This is a genomic window from Treponema sp. SP13 (assembly GCF_050938355.1).
Taxonomy (GTDB): Bacteria; Spirochaetota; Spirochaetia; order Treponematales; family Treponemataceae; genus Treponema_D; species Treponema_D socranskii.
The window spans coordinates 161,254-181,810 of the sequence record NZ_JADOVM010000004.1; the positions used below are offsets into that span (position 1 = coordinate 161,254).

General features: G+C 51.3%; 19 protein-coding genes. 7 read left to right on the top strand and 12 right to left on the bottom strand.

Annotated features, from left to right (window positions below):
- Nucleotides 1–10: 10 nt before the first annotated feature.
- The 3 genes from IZU26_RS08690 to IZU26_RS08700 all read right to left on the bottom strand — a co-directional run bounded on the left by IZU26_RS08690 (nucleotide 11) and on the right by IZU26_RS08700 (nucleotide 3,993).
- Nucleotides 11–2,161 carry a leucine-rich repeat domain-containing protein gene (locus tag IZU26_RS08690; protein ID WP_433278350.1) on the bottom strand — a complete coding sequence of 717 codons (2,151 nt, stop codon included), beginning with the start codon at nucleotides 2,159–2,161 and terminating at the stop codon, nucleotides 11–13.
- 275 nt (nucleotides 2,162–2,436) lie between these two features.
- Entirely contained in the window at nucleotides 2,437–3,351 is a 915-nt protein-coding gene (locus IZU26_RS08695; protein ID WP_433278352.1) for an Rpn family recombination-promoting nuclease/putative transposase, read from the bottom strand.
- Between the two features lie 285 nt (nucleotides 3,352–3,636).
- Nucleotides 3,637–3,993, bottom strand: coding sequence for a TraR/DksA family transcriptional regulator (locus IZU26_RS08700; RefSeq protein WP_021329277.1), 357 nt, complete (start codon nucleotides 3,991–3,993; stop codon nucleotides 3,637–3,639).
- 180 nt (nucleotides 3,994–4,173) lie between these two features.
- Here IZU26_RS08700 and infA point away from each other — a divergent pair, with 180 nt between their 5' ends.
- Nucleotides 4,174–4,392: a translation initiation factor IF-1 gene (gene infA / locus IZU26_RS08705; RefSeq protein WP_016521760.1), complete on the top strand. Its 219-nt coding sequence runs from the start codon at nucleotides 4,174–4,176 to the stop codon at nucleotides 4,390–4,392.
- 48 nt (nucleotides 4,393–4,440) lie between these two features.
- Here the strand turns inward: infA and IZU26_RS08710 are convergent, their stop codons facing one another.
- The gene (locus IZU26_RS08710) at nucleotides 4,441–5,010 is read right to left on the bottom strand and encodes a DnaJ domain-containing protein (RefSeq protein ID WP_433278354.1); all 570 of its coding nucleotides are present in this window, start codon (nucleotides 5,008–5,010) and stop codon (nucleotides 4,441–4,443) included.
- A 99-nt stretch (nucleotides 5,011–5,109) separates the two neighbouring features.
- Between IZU26_RS08710 and IZU26_RS08715 the strand changes: the two genes are divergently transcribed.
- On the top strand, nucleotides 5,110–5,865 hold the full coding sequence (locus IZU26_RS08715; RefSeq protein ID WP_433278356.1) for an NAD-dependent protein deacylase: 756 nt from the start codon (nucleotides 5,110–5,112) through the stop codon (nucleotides 5,863–5,865).
- A gap of 49 nt (nucleotides 5,866–5,914) precedes the next feature.
- On the opposite strand, the gene IZU26_RS08720 is transcribed toward IZU26_RS08715, so the two are convergent.
- Nucleotides 5,915–7,534, bottom strand: a complete 1,620-nt coding sequence (locus IZU26_RS08720; protein ID WP_433278358.1) for a Na+/H+ antiporter NhaC family protein — start codon at nucleotides 7,532–7,534, stop codon at nucleotides 5,915–5,917.
- Nucleotides 7,535–7,613: 79 nt separating this feature from the next.
- Nucleotides 7,614–8,747 (bottom strand): PTS transporter subunit IIC, encoded by a 1,134-nt coding sequence (locus IZU26_RS08725; protein WP_433278360.1) that lies wholly within the window; start codon nucleotides 8,745–8,747, stop codon nucleotides 7,614–7,616.
- 468 nt (nucleotides 8,748–9,215) lie between these two features.
- Here IZU26_RS08725 and purA point away from each other — a divergent pair, with 468 nt between their 5' ends.
- Nucleotides 9,216–10,439: an adenylosuccinate synthase gene (gene purA, locus IZU26_RS08730; protein WP_038080343.1), complete on the top strand. Its 1,224-nt coding sequence runs from the start codon at nucleotides 9,216–9,218 to the stop codon at nucleotides 10,437–10,439.
- Nucleotides 10,440–10,486: 47 nt separating this feature from the next.
- Here purA and IZU26_RS08735 read toward each other — a convergent pair whose 3' ends face one another.
- From IZU26_RS08735 to IZU26_RS08755, 5 genes are all read right to left on the bottom strand, one after another.
- Entirely contained in the window at nucleotides 10,487–11,095 is a 609-nt protein-coding gene (locus tag IZU26_RS08735; RefSeq protein ID WP_433278362.1) for an AAA family ATPase, read from the bottom strand.
- Nucleotides 11,095–11,676: an SIS domain-containing protein gene (locus IZU26_RS08740; protein WP_433278364.1), complete on the bottom strand. Its 582-nt coding sequence runs from the start codon at nucleotides 11,674–11,676 to the stop codon at nucleotides 11,095–11,097. The genes IZU26_RS08735 and IZU26_RS08740 overlap by 1 nt, the downstream gene beginning before the upstream one ends.
- Before the next feature lie 14 nt (nucleotides 11,677–11,690).
- A complete protein-coding gene (locus tag IZU26_RS08745; RefSeq protein ID WP_433278366.1) occupies nucleotides 11,691–12,770 on the bottom strand; it encodes an ABC transporter ATP-binding protein in 1,080 nt (359 codons plus the stop codon).
- Between the two features lie 25 nt (nucleotides 12,771–12,795).
- Complete coding sequence (locus tag IZU26_RS08750; RefSeq protein WP_021329329.1) at nucleotides 12,796–14,472, bottom strand: ABC transporter permease; 1,677 nt, start codon at nucleotides 14,470–14,472, stop codon at nucleotides 12,796–12,798.
- A gap of 213 nt (nucleotides 14,473–14,685) precedes the next feature.
- A complete protein-coding gene (locus IZU26_RS08755; protein ID WP_310824544.1) occupies nucleotides 14,686–15,708 on the bottom strand; it encodes an ABC transporter substrate-binding protein in 1,023 nt (340 codons plus the stop codon).
- 144 nt (nucleotides 15,709–15,852) lie between these two features.
- On the opposite strand from IZU26_RS08755, the gene rsmI reads away from it, so the two are divergent.
- From rsmI to IZU26_RS08775, 4 genes are all read left to right on the top strand, one after another.
- Complete coding sequence (gene rsmI / locus IZU26_RS08760) at nucleotides 15,853–16,560, top strand: 16S rRNA (cytidine(1402)-2'-O)-methyltransferase (protein WP_433278369.1); 708 nt, start codon at nucleotides 15,853–15,855, stop codon at nucleotides 16,558–16,560.
- A 21-nt stretch (nucleotides 16,561–16,581) separates the two neighbouring features.
- Nucleotides 16,582–16,869 (top strand): flagellar biosynthesis anti-sigma factor FlgM, encoded by a 288-nt coding sequence (locus tag IZU26_RS08765; protein ID WP_021329260.1) that lies wholly within the window; start codon nucleotides 16,582–16,584, stop codon nucleotides 16,867–16,869.
- Nucleotides 16,870–16,976: 107 nt separating this feature from the next.
- On the top strand, nucleotides 16,977–18,125 hold the full coding sequence (locus tag IZU26_RS08770) for an iron-containing alcohol dehydrogenase (protein ID WP_021329294.1): 1,149 nt from the start codon (nucleotides 16,977–16,979) through the stop codon (nucleotides 18,123–18,125).
- Between the two features lie 24 nt (nucleotides 18,126–18,149).
- Nucleotides 18,150–18,983 (top strand): TrmH family RNA methyltransferase, encoded by an 834-nt coding sequence (locus tag IZU26_RS08775; protein ID WP_433278371.1) that lies wholly within the window; start codon nucleotides 18,150–18,152, stop codon nucleotides 18,981–18,983.
- A 12-nt stretch (nucleotides 18,984–18,995) separates the two neighbouring features.
- Here IZU26_RS08775 and IZU26_RS08780 read toward each other — a convergent pair whose 3' ends face one another.
- Nucleotides 18,996–20,489 (bottom strand): HDOD domain-containing protein, encoded by a 1,494-nt coding sequence (locus tag IZU26_RS08780; RefSeq protein ID WP_433278373.1) that lies wholly within the window; start codon nucleotides 20,487–20,489, stop codon nucleotides 18,996–18,998.
- Nucleotides 20,490–20,557 lie beyond the last annotated feature (68 nt).

Sequence of the window (20,557 nt, forward strand, 5' to 3'; positions counted from 1 at the left end):
TACGGCACCGTCAAAGCCCCACGAACGGCTTTTTGAAGTTCTTCCATATCGGGGCGGTTTCGTACTTGCTGATCGAACCTGCAGGCACTTTGAGCGTGCAGCTTGCAGCCGGCGTGCCGGCATCAAAACCATGTACTGACGGCGGTGTTACCGCTTTGCACGTAACTTCGGTTAAAGCGGGGCAGTTGAAAAAAATATCAGCTGAAGATTTAAAGCTTGCCGGAAGTTCCACACGTGTAAGATTGGGGCACCATGCAAAGCTGTACGCTTTCAGAGATTCGATACCTTCGGGGATAACAACCGCGCCCGTTATCCCTGTCCAGTAAAGAAATTCTTCCCCCAAATTCCGCAGCGTGGACGGAATGTTGACGTCTGCAAGCAGCGTGCAGTAAGAAATACCTTGATCCTCGACTGTTGTAAGCGCTTTACCTTCGGGCAGGTTCAGCGTTGTAAGATTATTTTCAATCATGTAAAAGGCATAGCGTCCTATGGTTTTTACCGAGTCGGGTACCGTGTAGGAGGCATCCGTTTTCTTTTTGGGGTACTTTATAAGGCGGGTTTTATCCTTATTGAATAGCACTCCGTCATCCGCGCATAAAAAAGCGTTTGCGCTGTCCACCGTAAACGCCGTTGTCTCCTCAAAGTTCACCTGCAAGCAGGAAACGGTACAGCCGGTTATCGTATAGGTTTCGCCGTTAAAGGTAACCGTTGCCGGAATGTGCACATTCGCTCCAAAACCGCCCGCTTTATAGTGGATATGCACGTGCTTATTCGTTTTATCGACGACCTCGTAGTGGATGCCGTCTGCGATAAAATCGTCAGGGATGGTAACAAGGGCTTGTACGGTAACGGTACCCGAATACGCTTCCAGCCCGCTCATATTGTCTTTTACCTTTATGCGGGAACTACCTTCTCCTATGCACTGCACGGTTACGTTGCCCGTCGTATTGTTAAGGTTTACGCTTATGACGGAGGGGTTTTCAGGCCTTGCCGTGTAGTCGCCCGAGCCTGCCGTTACGAGTTTATAAACGGGAAGCGTGTCGCCCACCGTGCCCGTAAAGGTTTGCTGATTTACTGCTAAGGCGGGTCCCGAATATGTAAACTTTACTTTGATGTTTGCATCCGCCGTTACGGTGTGGTGATAGTTTATGTTTGCGCCCGCTCCTGCAATGACTGTGCCGTTGTTTGTCCACTTGTCTACGGCATAGTTGGTATCGGCAGGCACTGCGATAAAGATGACGGTTTCGCCGTGTTCGACCATATCGCCCGAATGGATTGCGCTGCCGCCGACTTCGGCCTTGAGCGTGCCGTGTCCGCCGTCTACGCCGAAATCGATTTTGAATTGAAACTGCGCCCACTGTGCGGTGTATGTCTTATCGGAAGCGGGGAAGACCGGAGTTGCAGGCAGTACGGGATGCCATCCGGTAAAAGAGAAGCCCGTTTGTACGGGAACGGGAGCACTCAAGGCTGTTCCGTATTTGCCCGTTTTTACAACATCGGCTATATCGCCTGCGACATTGCCGCCTGCAAGCTTAAAGGTTACATTCACCGTTTTGCGCTCGTAATAGAGTTCTACGACGGTACTGCCGTCGGCTTGTATCGGACCGCTTGTCTGTATAGCGCCGTTTACCATGGTAAGAGCAGAATTATAGGTAAAGCCTTCGTAGTCTCCGCCGGTTTTCGGCATGAATGCAACAGAATCACCCGCCGTGCCGTTTAAGGTTTCGCTATCCGTCGGTTCTGCAGGATAGGTGCCGTCCGTTTTTTCCCGATAGTGTTTTACCGTATACGAGGCTTCGCCGGGCGGAAGCGCTTCGAAGCTCACCTTAACCTCGGCCGCTTTGGTAACGGTATGGATATAAGAGCTTGACGTGTTGCCTGCAACAACGGCGCCGTCTACCTTCCATTCCTTTACCTTGTAATTTGCAGCAGGCACCGCCGTAAAGGTTACGGTTTTACCCTGTTCGACAGTTATAGGGCTTACATCCGTTTCCGGTATGCCGTCCGCCTTTGCTTTAAGCGTGCCGTTTCCGCCGTCCACGCTGAAATTTACCGCGAACGATCCGGGCACGGGCGGCGTAGGCGGGGTTCCGCCTCCTCCACCGCTCGTATCGCTGCCGTTGGAGCAGCCTGTAAAAACGAGCGCTGCGGTAAACAGCAAAGCGCCCGCGGCAATCGGTATCTTTTTTAAAAGGGCTTTACCGAGTACCCCCCCCCCCTATACGGATGTACAGGGTTCGATTTTACTTTGTTCATCATAAACCTCCTCTGAAAACTTTTGCAGGATGCACGTCTTCCGATGTCGAACACTTCCGTTATCTTATGATTATTATAACATATTCCGCTGATTTTCACAACTTTTATTAATCATTGTTTTCAGAGCGGTTGCACCGGATCGGATGTACGACGAATTGTTGTCGCGGGAGAAGGTTCGGTTTACAGCCGTTCGATTTCCGCTTCGGTGAGGCCGGTAATCTTGCAAATGTCTTCAAGCGGATAGTGCAGAGCGAGCATGGTTTTTGCCGTTTCAAGCGCTTTCTGATGTGAGCCTTCGGAAATGCCTTCTGAAAAACCCTTCGCTTCGCCTTGTGCAATACCTATCGAAAAACCTTTCGCTTCGCCTTCTTGTAATGCTTCCTCCCGCTGCACGGCAATGTCGACGTCGTAATCGTATTCAGCTATGAGCATATTCATCACCTCCCGGCTTTTTCGCTGCAAATATTCCCGCAGGATGTCGTTTTGTATGCACTCTTTGATCGCGTTCCGAAAGCCGTTTTCGTTGTCGAACTTCGTGTGTCTTCTCACGGCATCTACGAACAGCGTATACTCTTTCAGCGGTTTGCACGTATGTAAGATTTCACTTCCCTTATTATAATTGATATTCGTCACGCTGACAACGACTTCGAGAGAGGGTTTTTCGGGCACTGTTATAAAGGCATCGGAAAGTCGGAGCATTGCGGTTTCAGGATAATCATCTTCGCCGTTATAGAACACATAGAACTCCGGCGTAGGGATCTTTTTCAACCTGCGGAGATAGCGGTCGCGTGGATTTTGGATACGTTCGTAGAGGCGTGCGGTGTACTGTAAAAATCGCAGCGGCATGTTCGCGTTGACAGTCGATTGATGTTCGACCAATACAATGATTTTCCCGTCGACGAGGCAGGCGACATCGTTCCGGAACGCCATATACATCACCTGTTCGAGACGGAGCGGCTCGAGCTCGACAGATATGTCGAGGTGAGTCCCGTGGAGCGCGTTGTAGAGAGCGAGGAAGTTCGCCTTTGCATTTTTATCTTCGCCGAAGAAATCGACGAAGACCGAATCTTTATAACGACGATTATACTTTGCCATAAAAACCTCCGAGAAATGTCTGCTATATATATCGCGGAAATGTTGCGATTTCGGAGTTTTTTGAAAAGATTTTCAGCAAAGAGCAATACGGCGGGACAAAACGAAAGCGAGACAACCGTGCGGGCAATGTACACACGAAAAAGAAGCGTAGGATCCAACTATCAAGTTTACCCGACAAACTCAAGGTATATCGCGGCGCTTGAAAAAAAATGCAAAGTGCGGGGGTATTAACCATCCGCACGAATCAACAACCCCGACGCAGCCTCGCAGCGGAGCGTCACGCATTCAGCGGCGCTTGCGTTCTTCTTCGGATGCGCAGGTCACACACATAAGTGCATACGGCAGTGCCTTTAAACGTTGCTGCGGAATGTCTTTGCCGCATTTGACACACTTCCCGTATTTTCCCTGACGGATGCGGTCGAGCGCGTTATCCACAAGCTGCAATCGGGCGGCATCCTGAGAGCCGAGCGAATCGAGCAGCGTGCGATCAATCGCATCGGATGCGACATCTATAACGTCGCCTGCGGCAACGGTCTTTACCAATTTTTTCATATCATCGCTCTGTTCCGCAAGCGAGGCAAGAATAGTCTGCCGGCGCGCGAGCAAATCGTTTTTCATGCTTTCAATAAATTTTTTATCCATAATAGATGAACTCCGTGCAATGAACCCGCACCCGTGTTGACAAGCGCGGAAATTTTGTACATACTGAAGAGTATACGACCAAATCGGAATAAAAACAAGGTTAATATTGAACGGCGCTGTTTCAGACGTTCAATTTAACTTTAAGGAACTCTTGTTATTCGGTCACGCAGCGGAGGAACTGTGGCAAAAGAAGAAGCTATCGAAGTGGAAGGCGTCGTAAAAGAAGCGCTTCCCAATACAACGTTCAGAATCGAATTGCAAAACGGACATCTCATCCTGGCGACGCTGTCCGGAAAGATGCGAAAACACTATATCAGAATCGTGCCGGGCGATACGGTCAAAGTCGCGCTTTCACCGTACGATTTGAACCGCGGCCGAATCATCTTCCGCCAACGATAACCCGATTTTCGCCGATGTACCGATCGGCAAGCACTGCAGTCAGCCGCTTTATTTTTGCCTTCCCAATTTAATAAGCGCCACGGCGGATTTTACCGCACCGATGACGCCGTTGATCGTGATAAAGAGACACAGGAGCCCGAACAGCGGGAAAAAGCCGAATATGCTGCTCGCGATTATGCCGAAAAACGCCTGTCCCAATTTTGAATAGAGCTGAGAGCGGAGCGCTTCTCGCGTATCACGTCTCTTTTCGTTTGTCCACGTATAGGTATAGCGCCGCTCGCCGTTTTGTCTGCCTCCGTAATTACTGCCGAACCATTGCCAAAACATATCTTCGTCGCTAAAACCGGTACCGGAATAAGAGCCGTATGCATACTGCGTATCCTGCCGCCCCGCGTATGAGGTCTCCGCGCTTCCGAAACGGTCGTATTGAGAACGCTTCGTTTCGTCTCCGAGTACATCGTAAGCGGCGTTTATCGCTTTGAATTTTTCTTCCGCGCTTTTATCACCCGGGTTTCTGTCGGGGTGATATTTGAATGCGAGAGTGCGGTACGCTTTTTTAATTTCATCGGTGCTTGCCGTTTTTGCGATTCCGAGCACCGCATACAAATCCTGTTCCATCAGTTATAAAATAGCCGTTTCGGACAAATGTTACAAGTGCTGAACTCAAGGAACACAGCCCTATAACATCGCGCCGCAAAATGCGGTATACTGTATGCTATGAACGATAACGATTTCGATAAAGCGATTGCAAAACTGCAGCGCATGATAGACGAAAGCCGCTCTATCGTATTTTTCGGCGGAGCAGGCGTTTCGACGGAAAGCGGTATCCCCGACTTCAGAAGCACGGACGGACTGTATCACCAAAAATGGAAATATCCTCCCGAGCAAATGCTCAGCAGGAGTTTTTTCGACGCGAAACCCGCGGAGTTTTACCGCTTTTACCGCGAAAAGCTCATCGTCAAAGGCGTAAAGCCGAACGCGGCGCATAAAAAACTTGCGGAACTCGAAAAGGCGGGAAAGCTCAGCGCCGTCGTCACGCAAAACATCGACGGACTGCATCAGGCGGCGGGAAGCAAAAACGTATTCGAACTGCACGGAAGCACGCTGCGCAATTACTGTATGAAATGCGGCTCTCCCTACGATATCGATTTTATCGCCGAAAGCGCAAACGCTCCCGACGGCATACCGCACTGCACAAAGTGCGGCGGCATCGTTAAACCCGATGTCGTACTTTACGAAGAAGGTCTCGACGGAGCCTGCATCGAAGGCGCAGTCCGCGCGATACGGAACGCGGACATGCTCATCATCGGCGGCACCTCTCTCGTCGTCTACCCCGCGGCAAGCCTCGTCAACTATTACCGCGGGAACAAGCTCGTCGTTATCAATAAAACCGCGACGGGAGGCGATGCGATCGCAACGCTCGTCATCCGTGATTCGATCGGAAAAGTGCTCGGCGCCGTAAAAACCGCATAAACGTCCGCCGCACTCGTATCGCTTACACGGAAAAGCACGCCGGTCGTTTTCAGTCCGTTTTCGATTTTACCGTTTTGGGCAAAAACACGATGCCGATAACGAGGACAAGCGCGAACGAAAGCCACGCGGCAATTATATTTTCCGAAAAACCGCCTGCGATAAAACCGATCGCCGAACAAAGCGCGATAAACACCGCGTACGGCATCTGGGTCGCAACGTGTTCGAGGTGCGGACAGCCCGCTCCCGTAGACGAAAGGATTGTCGTATCGGAAATGGGAGATGCGTGATCGCCGAATACGGCGCCTCCGACGACGGCAGCGATACAGATCATGCACGCGTTGACGAATGCCTCTTGCGGCAAGCCCTTCGCCTGCGCAAGTCCCGTCGCGATCGGCATGACAAGCGGAATCATAATGCCGAACGTGCCCCAGCTCGTGCCGGTCGCAAACGAAATGAGAGCCGAAAGCGCAAAGACGATGACGGGAATGAGTTCGAGCGGAAAGCGCTGCTTGACGACGATTTCCGAAAGGTAGACGCCGAGTCCGAGTCCTCCGTCGGAAGGCGAAGATTTAATAATCGTTCCGATTGTCCACGCCATCGACAAAATGATCAGTGCCGGTATCATCGATTTGATGCCGTCGCGGAGCGCTTCACCCGCTCCGCTCAAGTTCAACAATTTCCGCGCAATATAATAAATATACGTAGCGAATATCGTAAAGATGATAGCGTAAAAAAGCGCAACCGATGCGTCGGTATCTTTAAATGCGTCTCCGAGCGGAATCGAGCGTGCGGCGTCAAGAAACGATGCAATCGACTCCCCGTCGACCGCACTCATCCACGTCGTCACCGGAAAAAAGATCAGCGCCGTCACGATGAGAACGATGATCGGAAAAAGCATGTCGGCAGGCTTCGCCGAATCGTTTACGGTGTTTTCGACTTCGCCGGCAACGGCTCCGTACTTTCTTTCATAAAAGAGTTTTCCCTGTGCCGCACGCGCTTCGGAAGACTTCATCGGTCCGAAATCGCGTTTTGTTAAAATGATGACGAGTACGAAGACGAGCGTGCCGAGCGCATAAAGGTTGTACGGTATGGAGCGGATAAAAAATTCGAACGGCGTCATCTGCATCGCATCGAAGCCTTCCGCACCCTTTACGATCGACATGACGGTGACGACCCAGCTCGAAATCGGCGCGATGATACACACGGGAGCGGCGGTCGAATCGAGCACGTAGGCAAGTTTTGCGCGCGCGACTTTCGTCTTATCGCAGATCGGGCGCATGATCGTTCCGACGGTGAGCGAATTGAAATAATCGTCGATAAAGATTATCAATCCGAAAATAAACGACATGAGAAGCGATCCTTTGCCCGTCTTCAATTTCAGCGACGCCCATCTGCCGAAGGCGCCTGCGGCTCCCGTTTTCGAAAGCATACCGACAAGGCCTCCAAGCAGCGCGCAAAAAAGGAAAATGCGGATATTCCATCCGTCGGCAAGCGAAGAAGCGAGCGCATCGGTGAGATGTATAAGCGCAAGGGCGGGATTACCCCCCGTGACGATAAGCGTGCCCGACAAAATGCCGAAAAAGAGCGATACGATCACGTCTTTAGTGACGAAGGCAAGCACGATTGTTAAAAGCGGGGGGATGATGCCCCACATACCGAAACTGGTCATTATAATCCTCCAACCGGATATGACAGAATGGTCTATTTTAGCATATTCGCTTCTTTATGTCTTGCCGTAGGGATTTCCGTTATGCGGCAAGTTTCATATCCCCGTCACGGATTAAACTCCGAGCGCGAAGCGCCGCATAAAAAACGTATGCGAGTACGGCCGGAAAAAACACATCGACTGCGATTATCTTTGCGATGATAAGGAAAGCGCTTTCGCTTCCCTGCATCGCTTGAAACGTCATAATCGGCCCGACCAAACCGCTCGTTCCCATACCCGCTCCCGCAGGAAGCGTGCGCATCTTAAAGAGGCACGAAGCGAGGGGACCGGTGATCGCCGAAGCGAGAGTCGGCGGAATCCATATAAAAGGGTTTTTGCAGATATTCGGAATCTGCAGCATAGACGTTCCGAGTCCCTGCGCGAAAAAACCGTTAAAGCCGTTGTCGCGGAAGCTGATGACGGCAAAGCCTATCATCTGCGCGCAGCAGCCGGCAGTCGCAGCTCCTCCCGCGATCCCCGTCATGCCGAGTATGATCGCGATAGCCGCGGAACTTATGGGCAGCGTTAAAATCATCCCCATGACGACGGAGAGCACAATGCCCATCCAAAACGGCTCGAGTTCCGTCGCCCTCTGTATACCGCTTCCGAGAGCTGCCGATGCGGATGCAAGGGCGGGCCCGAAGAGCAATGCGGCGGCGGCGCCTGCGATGACGGTTACGGCGGGCACGACGACGATATCGATTTTAGTCTTTCCCGCAACGAGCCTTCCGCATTCGGCGCCGACTAAAGCCGCGGCAAAAGCGCCGAGCGGATCTCCCGGCCCCGCAAAAAGCACGCTGCCGTTTTCCGCGATAAAGGCCGCCTGCCCTGCGCTCAAGTATGCGGCGCATTTTACGGAATACGCGCCGATCGTACCGGTGAGGATGCTTCCGTACAAAGCGAGCTTCGGCGCGCCGAGCGAATGCGCAACTCCGCACGCGATTCCGGCCCCGGTGAGTACGGTGAGCACCTGCCCCGTGAGCATAAAAAATCTTCCCGCATACGCGAGAGATGTATAGACGCTTGTAGATGCGGCGCCTGTACCTCCCGAACCGACTGCCGACGGAAAGAATCCGCCGATCTGCTTTATAATCAATCCGATGATGAGCGTGGAAAAAAGGCCGAGCGACATTCCGCCGAACGCATCGACGACATACCGTTTAAAGTACTTGTTCATAGAACACCTCGAGGAAAATAATAATTTCGGTAATTGATATACTTTGTCGATGCTGATACGCGGCGCGCCGTGGGCGCCGGTAATGCCGCCGCAAGGGATTCGGCTGTAGGCTATCACAAACGTAACATCTGTACTAAAGAGTATAGCGCTTCTCCGCATACACGGCAAGAGCGCATAATTCCGAGCAGTGCGCGACTTGCAACGAGCGCGTGAGCGCGAAGTTCCCCGCGCAGGAATTATGCGCGTCTCCTATCACAAAGTGTGCCGTAGACGCCGTGCTTTGTGTCCTCATAAGGAATTGCAGTCGGCTTTCATATCTTTTAAAGAAAAAACGGCTTGCCCGTTTTTCGATTTCAGACTTATAAGAGCACATTGAGCCGTCAACATTGAAGTTGTACGAATCGGAATCTTACGCTATACTGATGCAATCGGCGATATATACTGCCGGCGATACACGTGGAGGAAGCGATGAACATTGTTGTTATGGGTGCACAGTGGGGCGATGAAGGAAAGGGAAAGATAGTCGATTTTCTTGCGCAGGACGCGAAATACATCGTGCGCTTTGCCGGCGGTGCAAATGCAGGCCATACGATTGTCGCCGACGGAAAAAAGTATGCGCTGCACCAAGTGCCCTCGGGCATTTTATATCCCGATAAATCGGTATTTCTCGGCTCGGGTATGGTAATCGACCCCGAAGCGCTCTTTGCGGAACTGCAGATGCTCACCGACAACGGCATTTCGTGGAAGGACCGCGTGTTCATCTCAGACCGCGCGCACATCGTTTTGCCCGCGTACCGCAGGATGGACAAAGAGCGCGATGCTGCCCGCAAGCGCCCGATCGGAACAACGGGAAGGGGCATCGGAACTTCATATTCTCAAAAATCCGAACGCGACGGAATCAGGCTTGCCGATCTGGATTGGAAAGAAAAGATGACCGACCTCGATACCGAAGACAGGCAATTTATCGATACGTACGCATCCCGCCTCATGGCGATGCGCGTCGATATCGCTTCAAAGTTGTGGGAATACCGAAGCGAAAATATTTTGTTCGAAGGTGCTCAAGGAGCACTGCTCGATTTGGACAGCGGAACCTACCCCTACGTGAGTTCCGGAGCGTCGTGCTCGGCGGGAGCGGCTTTAGGTTCGGGAATCGGGCCGCGCGCGATCGACAGGGTGTACGGCGTTTTTAAAGCTTATGAAACGCGCGTCGGGAACGGTCCCATGCCGAGCGAATTTAACAACGACACCGAAAGTGAACTCTGCAATTATGTACGCACGACCGGAAACGAATTCGGAGTCACGACAGGGCGGCCGCGCAGGTGCGGTTATCTCGATTTGGTTGCGCTCCGCTATGCATGCCGCGTCAATTCGATCGATTCACTCGTTTTGACGCACCTCGACATCTACGATGAAATGGAATCGATTGAAGCCTGCATCGCATACGATATCGGCGGGAAAACGGTTACGGATTTTCCGGCGAGCATTCCCGCACTCAACGCGGCACGTCCCGTGCTCAAAAAATTCAACGGCTGGAAAAGCGACCTCCGCCGGTGCGGTTCGTATGAAAAGATGCCGGCGAACGCGAAGGCTTATGTGGAATTTATCGAAGCGTTTTGCGAAACGCCCGTCGGGATTGTATCCGTCGGGCAAGACAGGAACGAAACCTATCTGCGAATAAAACCGTGGAATTAAAATCAAGGCAGCCATCCAAAACTGAAGTTTTCTGATGGCTCCGGCGCTTATGATTCCGCCGTCACCGCTTTTTCGATTTCGGCAAAAAGCGAATTGCAATCGACGGCGTCGTAATCGGTTACGTCGACGGTAAACGCGTCCCCGATTTCGATGCTGTAATTTTTCCGCTCGCAGCTTGCAACAAAACTTTCAAAATCGGGTTCGGGAATGACGTCTTCCGGTTTGGGAGGAACGCCTTTGTGGTACGCGCGTAAAAGGTGTCCCGGATTCCGCGGTTCATGTACGTCGCGGTGCACGGCGCGTTCGTACAGCGCGCGCCAGTCGCCCGTAAGGCGGATCGTCGCCGCTTTGTATCCGTGCGATGAAACGATATCGCAAAGCTTTTGTTCGTGAATTTTATTAAACGGATATTCGATGAGGATATTCTTTTTCGCCCGCATCGTGTCTTCCAAAAGCGCATAAAACGCCGCGATCGACATATCGTTGATGCGCAGCTTTTCTTCCATGTTGTCGAAACCGTATTCGTCGAAGTAACGCTCTTTTATCGTGTCGTATGAGAGCACCGTGAGTGAAGGAAAATAATCTTTGACGCGCGCTGCAAAATGCGTTTTGCCGCATCCCGGCGGGCCGGTGACGATGAGGATAAAGGGCGCCATCAGCACTTGTCCGTGATGCCGAGCACGCGGTTTATGACGTTCATCAACAGATGATTGAGTATCATGTGCACGTCTTCGACGATCTGCATATTGGGCACGGCGACGTGAAAGACCGCGTCCGCCGTTTGTTTGAGTTTTCCGCCGTCGTAACCGCAGATGCCGAGCGTTTTGACGTGCCGCTCTTTTGCGTATTCGATCGCATATAAAACATTTTTGCTGTTGCCGCTGCCGCTGATGCCGACGACGAGGTCATTCGGTTTGAGTTTGTTTGTAAGCTGAAAGCGAAATACTTCGTCGTAGCCGATATCGTTTGCGATCGCCATGAGCGTCGCGATATTGTCGTTGAGACAGATCACGCGGAATTTTTTTTCGACATATTCTGAGATGCCCTTATTAAAATCGTTCGCCATGTGTGAAGCGGTGCTCGCGCTGCCGCCGTTGCCGAATACGTAAATCGTTCCTTCGGACTTATACGCTTCCATAAACAGATCGAGTACGCGCTCTATGTCGCCGACGCTCAAATCTTCGAGCGTCTTCTTTTCCAGTGCGATATAATCGGCGATGTATGTTGTCGTATTCATAATATCTCCCTCAATCAAATCGCATGAATGTCGGTCGTGTCGATCGATAGACAGGCTTTTTCGCCGGCATCTTTGATATTTTTATTTTTCGGATTGTTTTCGTGTACGATGAAATTCTGCCCCGCGAGGTTCAACTCGTACAGCTGATATTCTCCCATAAACATCGACACGGTGACCTCCGCTTCAAAGGTGCCGCTGTCGCGCACCGAACACGCTTCGGGCCGTACGATGAGCGTACAGGTGTCTCCCGGCGAATATCGCTTATGCGTCGGAATGCGGTCGAGCCGCTTTCCGTAAAGAACGACGGAAACGGTTCCGTCTTCGGAGACGCTTTGTACCGTCGCGCGGAGGATATTCGCCGTTCCGATAAAATTTGCCGTAAATTCGCTGTTCGGGTGATAATAGATTTCGCGCGGATTACCCACCTGTTCGATTTTTCCGTTATTGAGAATCACGATCTTATCCGACATACTCATCGCTTCGGCTTGATCGTGGGTAACATAGATCGCCGTAATGCCGACGGTACGCTGAATCTTTCTGATTTCGGTGCGCATTTGAATACGGAGCTTTGCGTCGAGATTCGAAAGCGGTTCGTCGAAGAGCAGAACGTCGGGTTCCATGACAAGAGCGCGCGCGAGAGCGATACGCTGCTGCTGACCGCCGGAGAGCTCGTTCGTGTGCCTGTTTTCCAATCCGGTCAAGCCGATCATCTTTAAAATAGAGCCGACCTTTTGTGCGATGACATCGTTTGCGAGCCCCTTGATGCGCAATCCGTATGCGATGTTATCGTACACGTTGTAGTTCGGAAAGAGCGCGTAGGTTTGGAACACCATAGCGGTATTGCGTTTATTCGGCGGCAGATTTTTTATCGATTTGCCGTCGAGGAGGATGTCTCCGCCGCTCGGCTTATCGAAGCCCGCAATCATTCTGAGCGTCGTCGTTTTGCCGCAGCCCGACGGGCCGAGCAGAGTGACGAATTCACCCGGCTGTATCGTAAGGGAGATATCGTCGACGGCGACAAATTTTTTTCCGCCCGTTCCCCTGTCCGTGTATATTTTTGATAAATTTTGTAAAGTGACGCTTTTTGAACCCATCGTTTTTCCTCTTTCTGTTTAATCGTTACATATAATTTTTATCGACGCTTTGACCGAGCCGGCTCAATACGGCGTTCATGATTCCGACTGCGACGAAAACGATTGCCATGAGAATTACCGACAGTGCGGATGCGTAGCCGAACTGACCTTTATCGACGTGCTGCATGACGCGCACCGTAAGCAGATTGTAATTTGCGGAGACGAGGAAGATGACCGCGCTTATTGCCGTCATACTTTTGATAAAGCTGAATACGAGACCGGTAAAAAATGCCGGGCGGATGAGCGGCAGCGTAACGGACGTAAATACTTTTGCCGTACCGGCGCCGAGATTCGTCGCAGCCTCTTCGATGCTTCCGTCGATTTGCCGCAGGGAAGCCATGCCGGATCTCACGCCGACGGGAAGCCTCGTCATCACAAGGACGATGACGAGAATCCACAGCGTGTTGGTAAGGACGAAAGGTTTCGTGTTGAACGTGAGGATGTATCCGAGTCCGAAAACCGTACCGGGAACCGCCATACCGAACATGGAAACGTATTCCATAAAGCGTCTCCCGATAAAATTTTTGCGAACGACGAGATACGCGATGATCATCGAAAAGACGCCGCAGATCGGAGATGCGAGGATGGCGATGAGCAGCGTATCTTTTACCGGCTTCATGCTGTAGCGGAATACGTATTTGAAATTATCCGTGACCAAAGTAAAATCCGCTCCCCACGTTTTAAAAAACGCTCCGAACACGAGGAACACGTAGAACAGCAGCACCCAAAACGATATGAACAGGCAGATGATATTTGCAGGGATGACGATGCTTTTATCTTCGATCATTTCACGGACGCGGCTCGCTTTGCCGGTAAGCGTGACATAGCTCCGCTTATCGAGCAGAATTTTTTGAATGCAAAAGATGAGCAGGGTTACCGAAAATAAAACGACTGCGATCGTGGTTCCCGCCCGCATATCGTAGTTCGCTATCGCTTGAATATAGATTTGCGAAGCGAGCGTTTTGTATCCGCCGCCCAAAATCATCGGATTCGAAAAGTCGGTGACGGATTCGATAAACGAGAGCAAAAATACGTTTGCGAGACCCGATGCGAGCATCGGCAGCGTGATCGAAACGAAAACTTTTAAGCGGCCCGCACCCATGTTGCGAGCGGCTTCTTCAAGCGTGCCGTCGAAGTTTGCGAGCATACCGTCGAGTGTAAGAGCGGCGATCGGAAAAAACGTCATCGTCTGTACGACGACCAATCCTTTTAATCCGTAGATATCGAAATTCGAAATGTGCAGCAATGAATAAGTGATGAGACCGCGCCGTCCGAGCAGCGTGATTGCCGACAGCGCGAGAACAAAGGGCGGCGTGATGATAGGCATGATTTCGATAACGCTGAATAATTTTTTGAACGGGCTTTTGACCCATTGCTTTACGTATGCGAACATAAAGCCGACGACGGTAGAAAAAAAACCGACGATAAAACCGAGCTTGAGGGTGTTGGAAAGCGTCGTCAAAAATTGTTTATTGTGAAACAGCCGTACGTAAGATGAAAACGATATGCTGTTATTGTCATCCAAAAAACTTCCCCGCATGATGGAAATAAGCGGAAGCAGAATGAAAAAGAAGAGGACGACGATGACGAAGACGATACCGAAAAAGACAATCGGTTCCTGCAGTAAATTCTTTTTATCGGAAACGGCGGCGTTTTTTTCCATGAAAGCTCCGTAACAAAGGGAGGGCAGATCTGCGCCTCCCTTTTTATGCAGCGATAGAATGTCAGGGTTCAGCCGCGCGTAGTGCGGACGAAATTTTCGTCGAAAACGTATTCTTTATTCGTCCGGAGGGTTCAATACCCTTGCGCTCTGTTGATTGCGTGCGGCTCCGACATTCATCTTAATGTGAACTGAGTTTTTTAGAAAATGCAACCGTCAATTGCCGGTCAACTGAGCCCATTTTGCGGTATTGGCGGAGCGGGTTGCGCCTGCCCATGCCGTATCGTAGTTGATCGTCTTCGCCTTTGCGAGCGATTTCGTCGCTTCGGGATTGTGACCGTCCTTTGCCGTAAGGAATTGGAATGCGCCGTATTGCTGGTACATATCCTGGCATTCCGCGGTCAAAGCCCAATCGTAAAAAACGCGGGCGGCTTCCTGGTCGGGACCGTTTTTGATGACGGCGATGGCGCCCGTTTCATAGCCCGTACCTTCCGCCGGAACCGTAACGGTTAAAAGCTTTTGATAGCCGGAAAGCTGGTTTTTGATCGCATCGTGGGCGAAGCAGACGCCGACTGCGATTTCTCCGGAGATGACCGAAGCAATACATCCCGATCCGCGTTCCGTGTACTGCAAAACGTTTTTATTGAGGTCTGTCATATAGGCAAATCCGGTGTCGTTTCCCATAAGCTGCAGTACGGACGCTAAAATAACGTAGCCCGTCGAAGAAGCGGCAGGAGATGCCATCATGATTTCGCCTTTGAGTTTCGGGTTGAGCAATTCTTTCCACGTCGTCGGCGCTTTTATTCCGAGTTCAGCCAGACGGTTGTTATTGCTTACAAAACCGACATAGCCGATGTAAATGCCCGTCCAGTAATTATCGGGATCTTTGTATTTTGCGTCGATCGATGCGGCATTCGGCGACGTGTACTGCGCGAGTAAACCCTGTTCTTTTGCCGTGATAAAGGAATCGCACGGACCTCCGAACCAGACGGATGCCGTCGCATTGTGCTGTTCCGCTTTTACGCGGGCAAGGATTTCTCCGCCTCCGAGGACGACGCAGTCCGTTTTAATGCCGGTTTTTTCCTGAAATTTTTTGCAGATGGCCTGAGTTTCGTCGTCGTATACCGCGGAATAAATGGTAAGATGCTGCGCCTTTCCGGAAGCGGAATCATTTGATCCGAGCCCGAATACCGATGCGGTTAAAGCAACAAAAACGGCGGCGAACATTGTTTTTTTCATAATTTGAAATCCTCCTTGAAATAGAATATGTTTTTCAGTGTATCATCGCTTATTTTGTTTGTCAAATGTTCGCCGTTTTTTTTGCACGGTAATCGATTTTGTCTTCTTGCAAAATTGCGTTTGAAGGTTTATACTGATTCCATCGTGGCCTCGTTATATATCGTAGGAACGCCGATCGGCAATCTCGGCGACATCACGCTCCGCGCACTCGAAACGTTCAAAACGGCGGATGTCATCGCATGCGAAGATACGCGGCACACGCTTGAGCTGCTCACGCATTTCGGCATACGCAAGCCGCTCGTGTCGTGCAGGGCGCAAAACGAAGAAAAGTCGGCCGAAAAAATCGTCGACTTGCTGAAAAGCGGCAAAACCGTCGCCTACGCGAGCGATGCGGGTACTCCGGGCATAAGCGATCCGGGAGCCCTCTTGGCGGGTATCGTACGGGATGCGGGCTTTGCCGTCGTACCCGTGCCCGGCCCTTCGGCGCTTACCGCGCTCGTAAGCGTCGCGGGAGCGGGCGGAAAAACCCTCGTCTTCGAAGGGTTTTTATCGCCTTCTCCGGGGAAACGCCGACGCCGCCTGAAAGAGCTGCTCTCTTCGGGCGATGCCGTTATTTTGTACGAATCGCCGTACAGAATCCTCAAGTTGCTCGACGATTTAGCCGATATTGATAGTGAGCGCCGTATCGTGATCGGACGGGAGCTGACAAAACTGCACGAAGAGATTATCGGAGGAACGGCGCAGGCGTTGCGCGACGACTTTGCGTCCCGAGAGTCGATAAAAGGCGAATGTGCGGTTTTCGTTTCGGGTGTAAAAAAAATTAAACTTTCTGATAAATCTGCCGATAATTAATCGGTAGAGGGGCAGGACGGAATGATGATAGACAAAATCGGGGGAGTAAATCCTCTTAACAATGTACAGAACGCTCACCGGATAAACGAACAGGGAGCACCGAAAGTCGGCAACGATTCGATCAGCGTTTCCGACGAAGCGAAACGCATGGCGGCTTTGTACTACATGAACAAAGTTTCGGCTGAAACGCCGGATGTCCGCTCCGACCGCGTCGCAGCCGTAAAAGAAAAGATTAAAGATCCGTCTTATCTGAATAATGCCGTAATCGATTCCGCAGCGGATCGCATTATGACGAGCTTCGGACTTTGATTATCCCGGCGCATACGCATTGGACGATAAAAAAATAATCGATGTAAAAAAGGCGGAAGTATCGTTCCGTCTTTTTTTATTTGTACCGGCCGTTATAATGGAGCAATATGGCTGATTTTATTTTCCGTATTTCACCGAATATCGTGTTGGGACCGTATACGCTGAGCCGCATCGGCCAATATGTGCGCGAATACGGTTCGCGTTTTCTCATCGTCATGGATCCGATTTTGAAAGAAGTGAATCTCGCCGATAAACTGCTCGAGCCGCTTTCCGAACGCAAAATCGACTACTTTGTTTTCAACGAATTCGGCGAAAACGCGGACACGAAGACAATCGAACGTGTACTCGCTCTCGCGCGCGACGGACACATCCACGGCATCATCGCCTCAGGCGGTTCGAAAGTGCTCGGTGTCGGCTGCGCGATCGCTTCGCTCTACAACGAAAACCACGACCTCTACGATTACGTCGACGGAGCCGTTCCGACGACGGGAGCATTGCCGCTCGTCTGCGTGCCGACGACGATCCGAGAACCCTTTATCTACGCATCCGTCACTCCGATCGTCGATTCGCGCTCACGTCAAATAAAACTGCTCAAAGCGCAGAACGGGTTGTGTAAGCTCGCCGTCATCGATCCGAATTTGACACTGACGCTCACCGACAACCAAAATACGGCAATGGCGCTTGAAACGATGTGTCTCGCCCTTGAAGCATACCTTTCACAAAAGGCGACGTTTTTCAGCGATATGCTCGTCGAAAAATCAGTCGAGCTCATGGGCTACGCGATCGGCGGTTCTCCGACGCTCGAAATCACGACGCCGGAAGAGATCTTAAAATCGCAGGCCGGCTGCATGGCGTCTCTCGCCGCCGCCGCAAGCGCACCGGGTCTCGGCACACTCCTTTCGCTGTGTATCAATTCCCGTTTTGCCGTTTCGCGTTCGCTCATCGCATCGATTTTATTTCCAAGCATCATTGAAGACGCCGGCAAATTTAAAATCGAGCGCGTCGAAAAACTCGCACACATTTCCCGCATCGTTCCTTCCGACGTACACGGTGAAGAAGCGGCCGCCCGTTTTGCGGAGTACATCCGGCAGCTGTTCGCCAAAGCGAATCTTCCTTCGCGCTTAAAAGAATTGTCGATTTCGATCGAACAGCTCGCGCTCGCCGCCGAAGACGCGGGTCGGCTCGAACTCGTAAATACGCTGCCGCGCAGCATGACATCGGACGATCTGTTCGACTTCATCAAACTGGCGTACTGAGGCTCGCGCATTCGCAGCATCGCTATGATCGAGCCGGGAAAACTGTTTCAGCTTGAAGGCGGACAGCGCAGGCGGAAGCTCGCGCTTACGTTCGGAGCACTCGAACGCGACATCGCAGGCATCGCGGAAAAAGGTTCGTCATACGATTTTCCGTCCATGACAAGAGCGGCATACACGAAGCGTCTTGCGGAAATCGTGCTGCGCGATCCCGCTCTCCCCTCCCCTGCGGCGGCGGAACTTCGTTCGCTCATCGATGCCGAACCGTTTGACGAGCGGCGCGTATGCAATTGCGCGCGCAACCATCTCCTTGCGATCATCGGAACTTTTCCTGCCGAATGGGATTTGGTCATAGCACCGCACGCTTTTCCGTTCGATAATAACGGCACCGTCAGGCAGCGCGGCTTTTACCCCGGTATGTGCGTCTATGCGGAAGACATACGCTCGCCGTTCAATCTCGGTTCGATTTTCAGAAGCGCGGAAGCCTTCGGCGTCGATACGGTGTATCTGTCGCCGTTTTGCGCCGATCCCCGCCAAACGCGCGCGCTTCGAAGCGGTATGGGCTGCATCGAAACGCTCGGATGGGAACGAAAAGCGCTTGCCGATTTACCGCACGAACTTCCGATCTTCGCGCTCGAAACGGGCGGCACGCCGATTTTCGAATTCGCTTTCCCCAAGCGCGGCATCTGCCTCATCGGTTCGGAAGAACTCGGCCTCAGCCCCCAAGCCCTCGATTGCGCCGAGTACGGGCGCGTATCGATTCCGATGAAGGGACTCAAAGCATCGCTCAACGTCGGCGTCGCCTTCGGCGTGCTCCTCGCCTCATGGACGCAATCCGTCGCACAAGGCAGAGCGATTTAATTAATTATTAATTTATATTCGGTCGCGCTTAAATGCGATGTACAGTCTGTCGGCGATGGATTTCAGCTGCGCTTCCGACGTGATATTGAAAAGCGAGAGCACCGCGGGATCGATTTGATAAAAATCGATGTCTTCTTTTTGATAGTGCACGGTCGCATCCGCAAGGTATACGAGAGATACGAGCTTTCTGATATCCTTCGGCGCTTCTTCCGGTTCGTGGTGATAGCGGATGACGTTTGAAATTGTTTCCGGAAAATTCCACTTTTCCGCAACACGAGCACCGATTTCGCCGTGGTTTACGCCCGATATCAATTTTTCGAAGGTTTCTTTTGCGATGCCTTTACTGCTGCAAACCGTCATAACCCGTTCGAGCAAATCGGGATGCGCCGTTTCAAAGATGATCTTTCCCATATCGTGCAAAAGTCCGCAGATGTACGCGTCGTCGATGACCGCGCGTTCGTTCGCACAAAAATTGCGCGCCATATTGTACGAATAGAATGCAACTTGATACGCGTGCGCCCACAATCCTTTTTTGCTGCCCGGAACCCTTTCGAACGTTCTAATCGATCCGATACTGTACAGCAAGTTTCTGATACCGCGGATGCCGACGAGCTTTACCGCATCTGCTATATTCGCACACGGATTTGCAAGCGCAAAAGCCGCGGAGTTGACGAGTTTTAATAATTCACCGGTAAGCGTCGCATCGTTGCTGATCTGCATCGCTATGTCCGACATCTTCGAATCGGGATCGTTTAAAAGTCTGTTGAGCCGCACGATATTGTCGGGGAACTGCGGCAAATCGTTTATGGTTTTAATAAATTCCAGCGCGACGATCGAAAGTTCGCGCTTTGTCTTTTCGCTGACCGGCAATATGATGCGCGTGATCGTTTCGCCGTTTTCCGAAACCGTTTGAAAATTTTCTTCAGTTAATCCGATCTTTTCGAGCATCAAAATCATAATGATGAGGCCGAGTCCCGCGCCTTCGGAATCGTCGAGAATCTGCGAAAGCGCTTCTTCCATCGATGCGTACTGCTGCGCCCGTGTAAGTTTGTCGTGAATGCGCTTGTATTCGAAAACAGTGAGCGGACAGTTGTTATGTACTTCGATTTTTATTTTATTTGCGCGGACTTGCAGGAAAAGCTTTACGTATAAACGCGCTTCTTTTTGCAGCTGCAGATAATGTTCGATATTGTTAAGCGTGTCGACTTTAAACGTCGTCATACCGGCTTTATAATCGCCCGGATCCATGATGTTGAGCTTTTTTTCCGCAAAATAGACGCGCTTTGTATTCGCCTTTTTCGCATTCGTCATAAGCTCGCTCAAGCAATAACTCAAATATTGAATCATCTGCTGCTGATCCAACTCGGTCAAAAATGCGCTGAGTATGTCGCCCATGTACGTTTCCATCTCGCGCGGCAACGTATATGTCGTGATCGAAAGCGGGATGCCCGAATGAATCGCCATTTTGATCTTTTCAAGATCGACTGCCATTTTTTGTACAGCCATGATATCTCCGAATTACCGATAGAAAATCGGTTTAAAATATTGATTAACAAAGTATACCATATATTAAA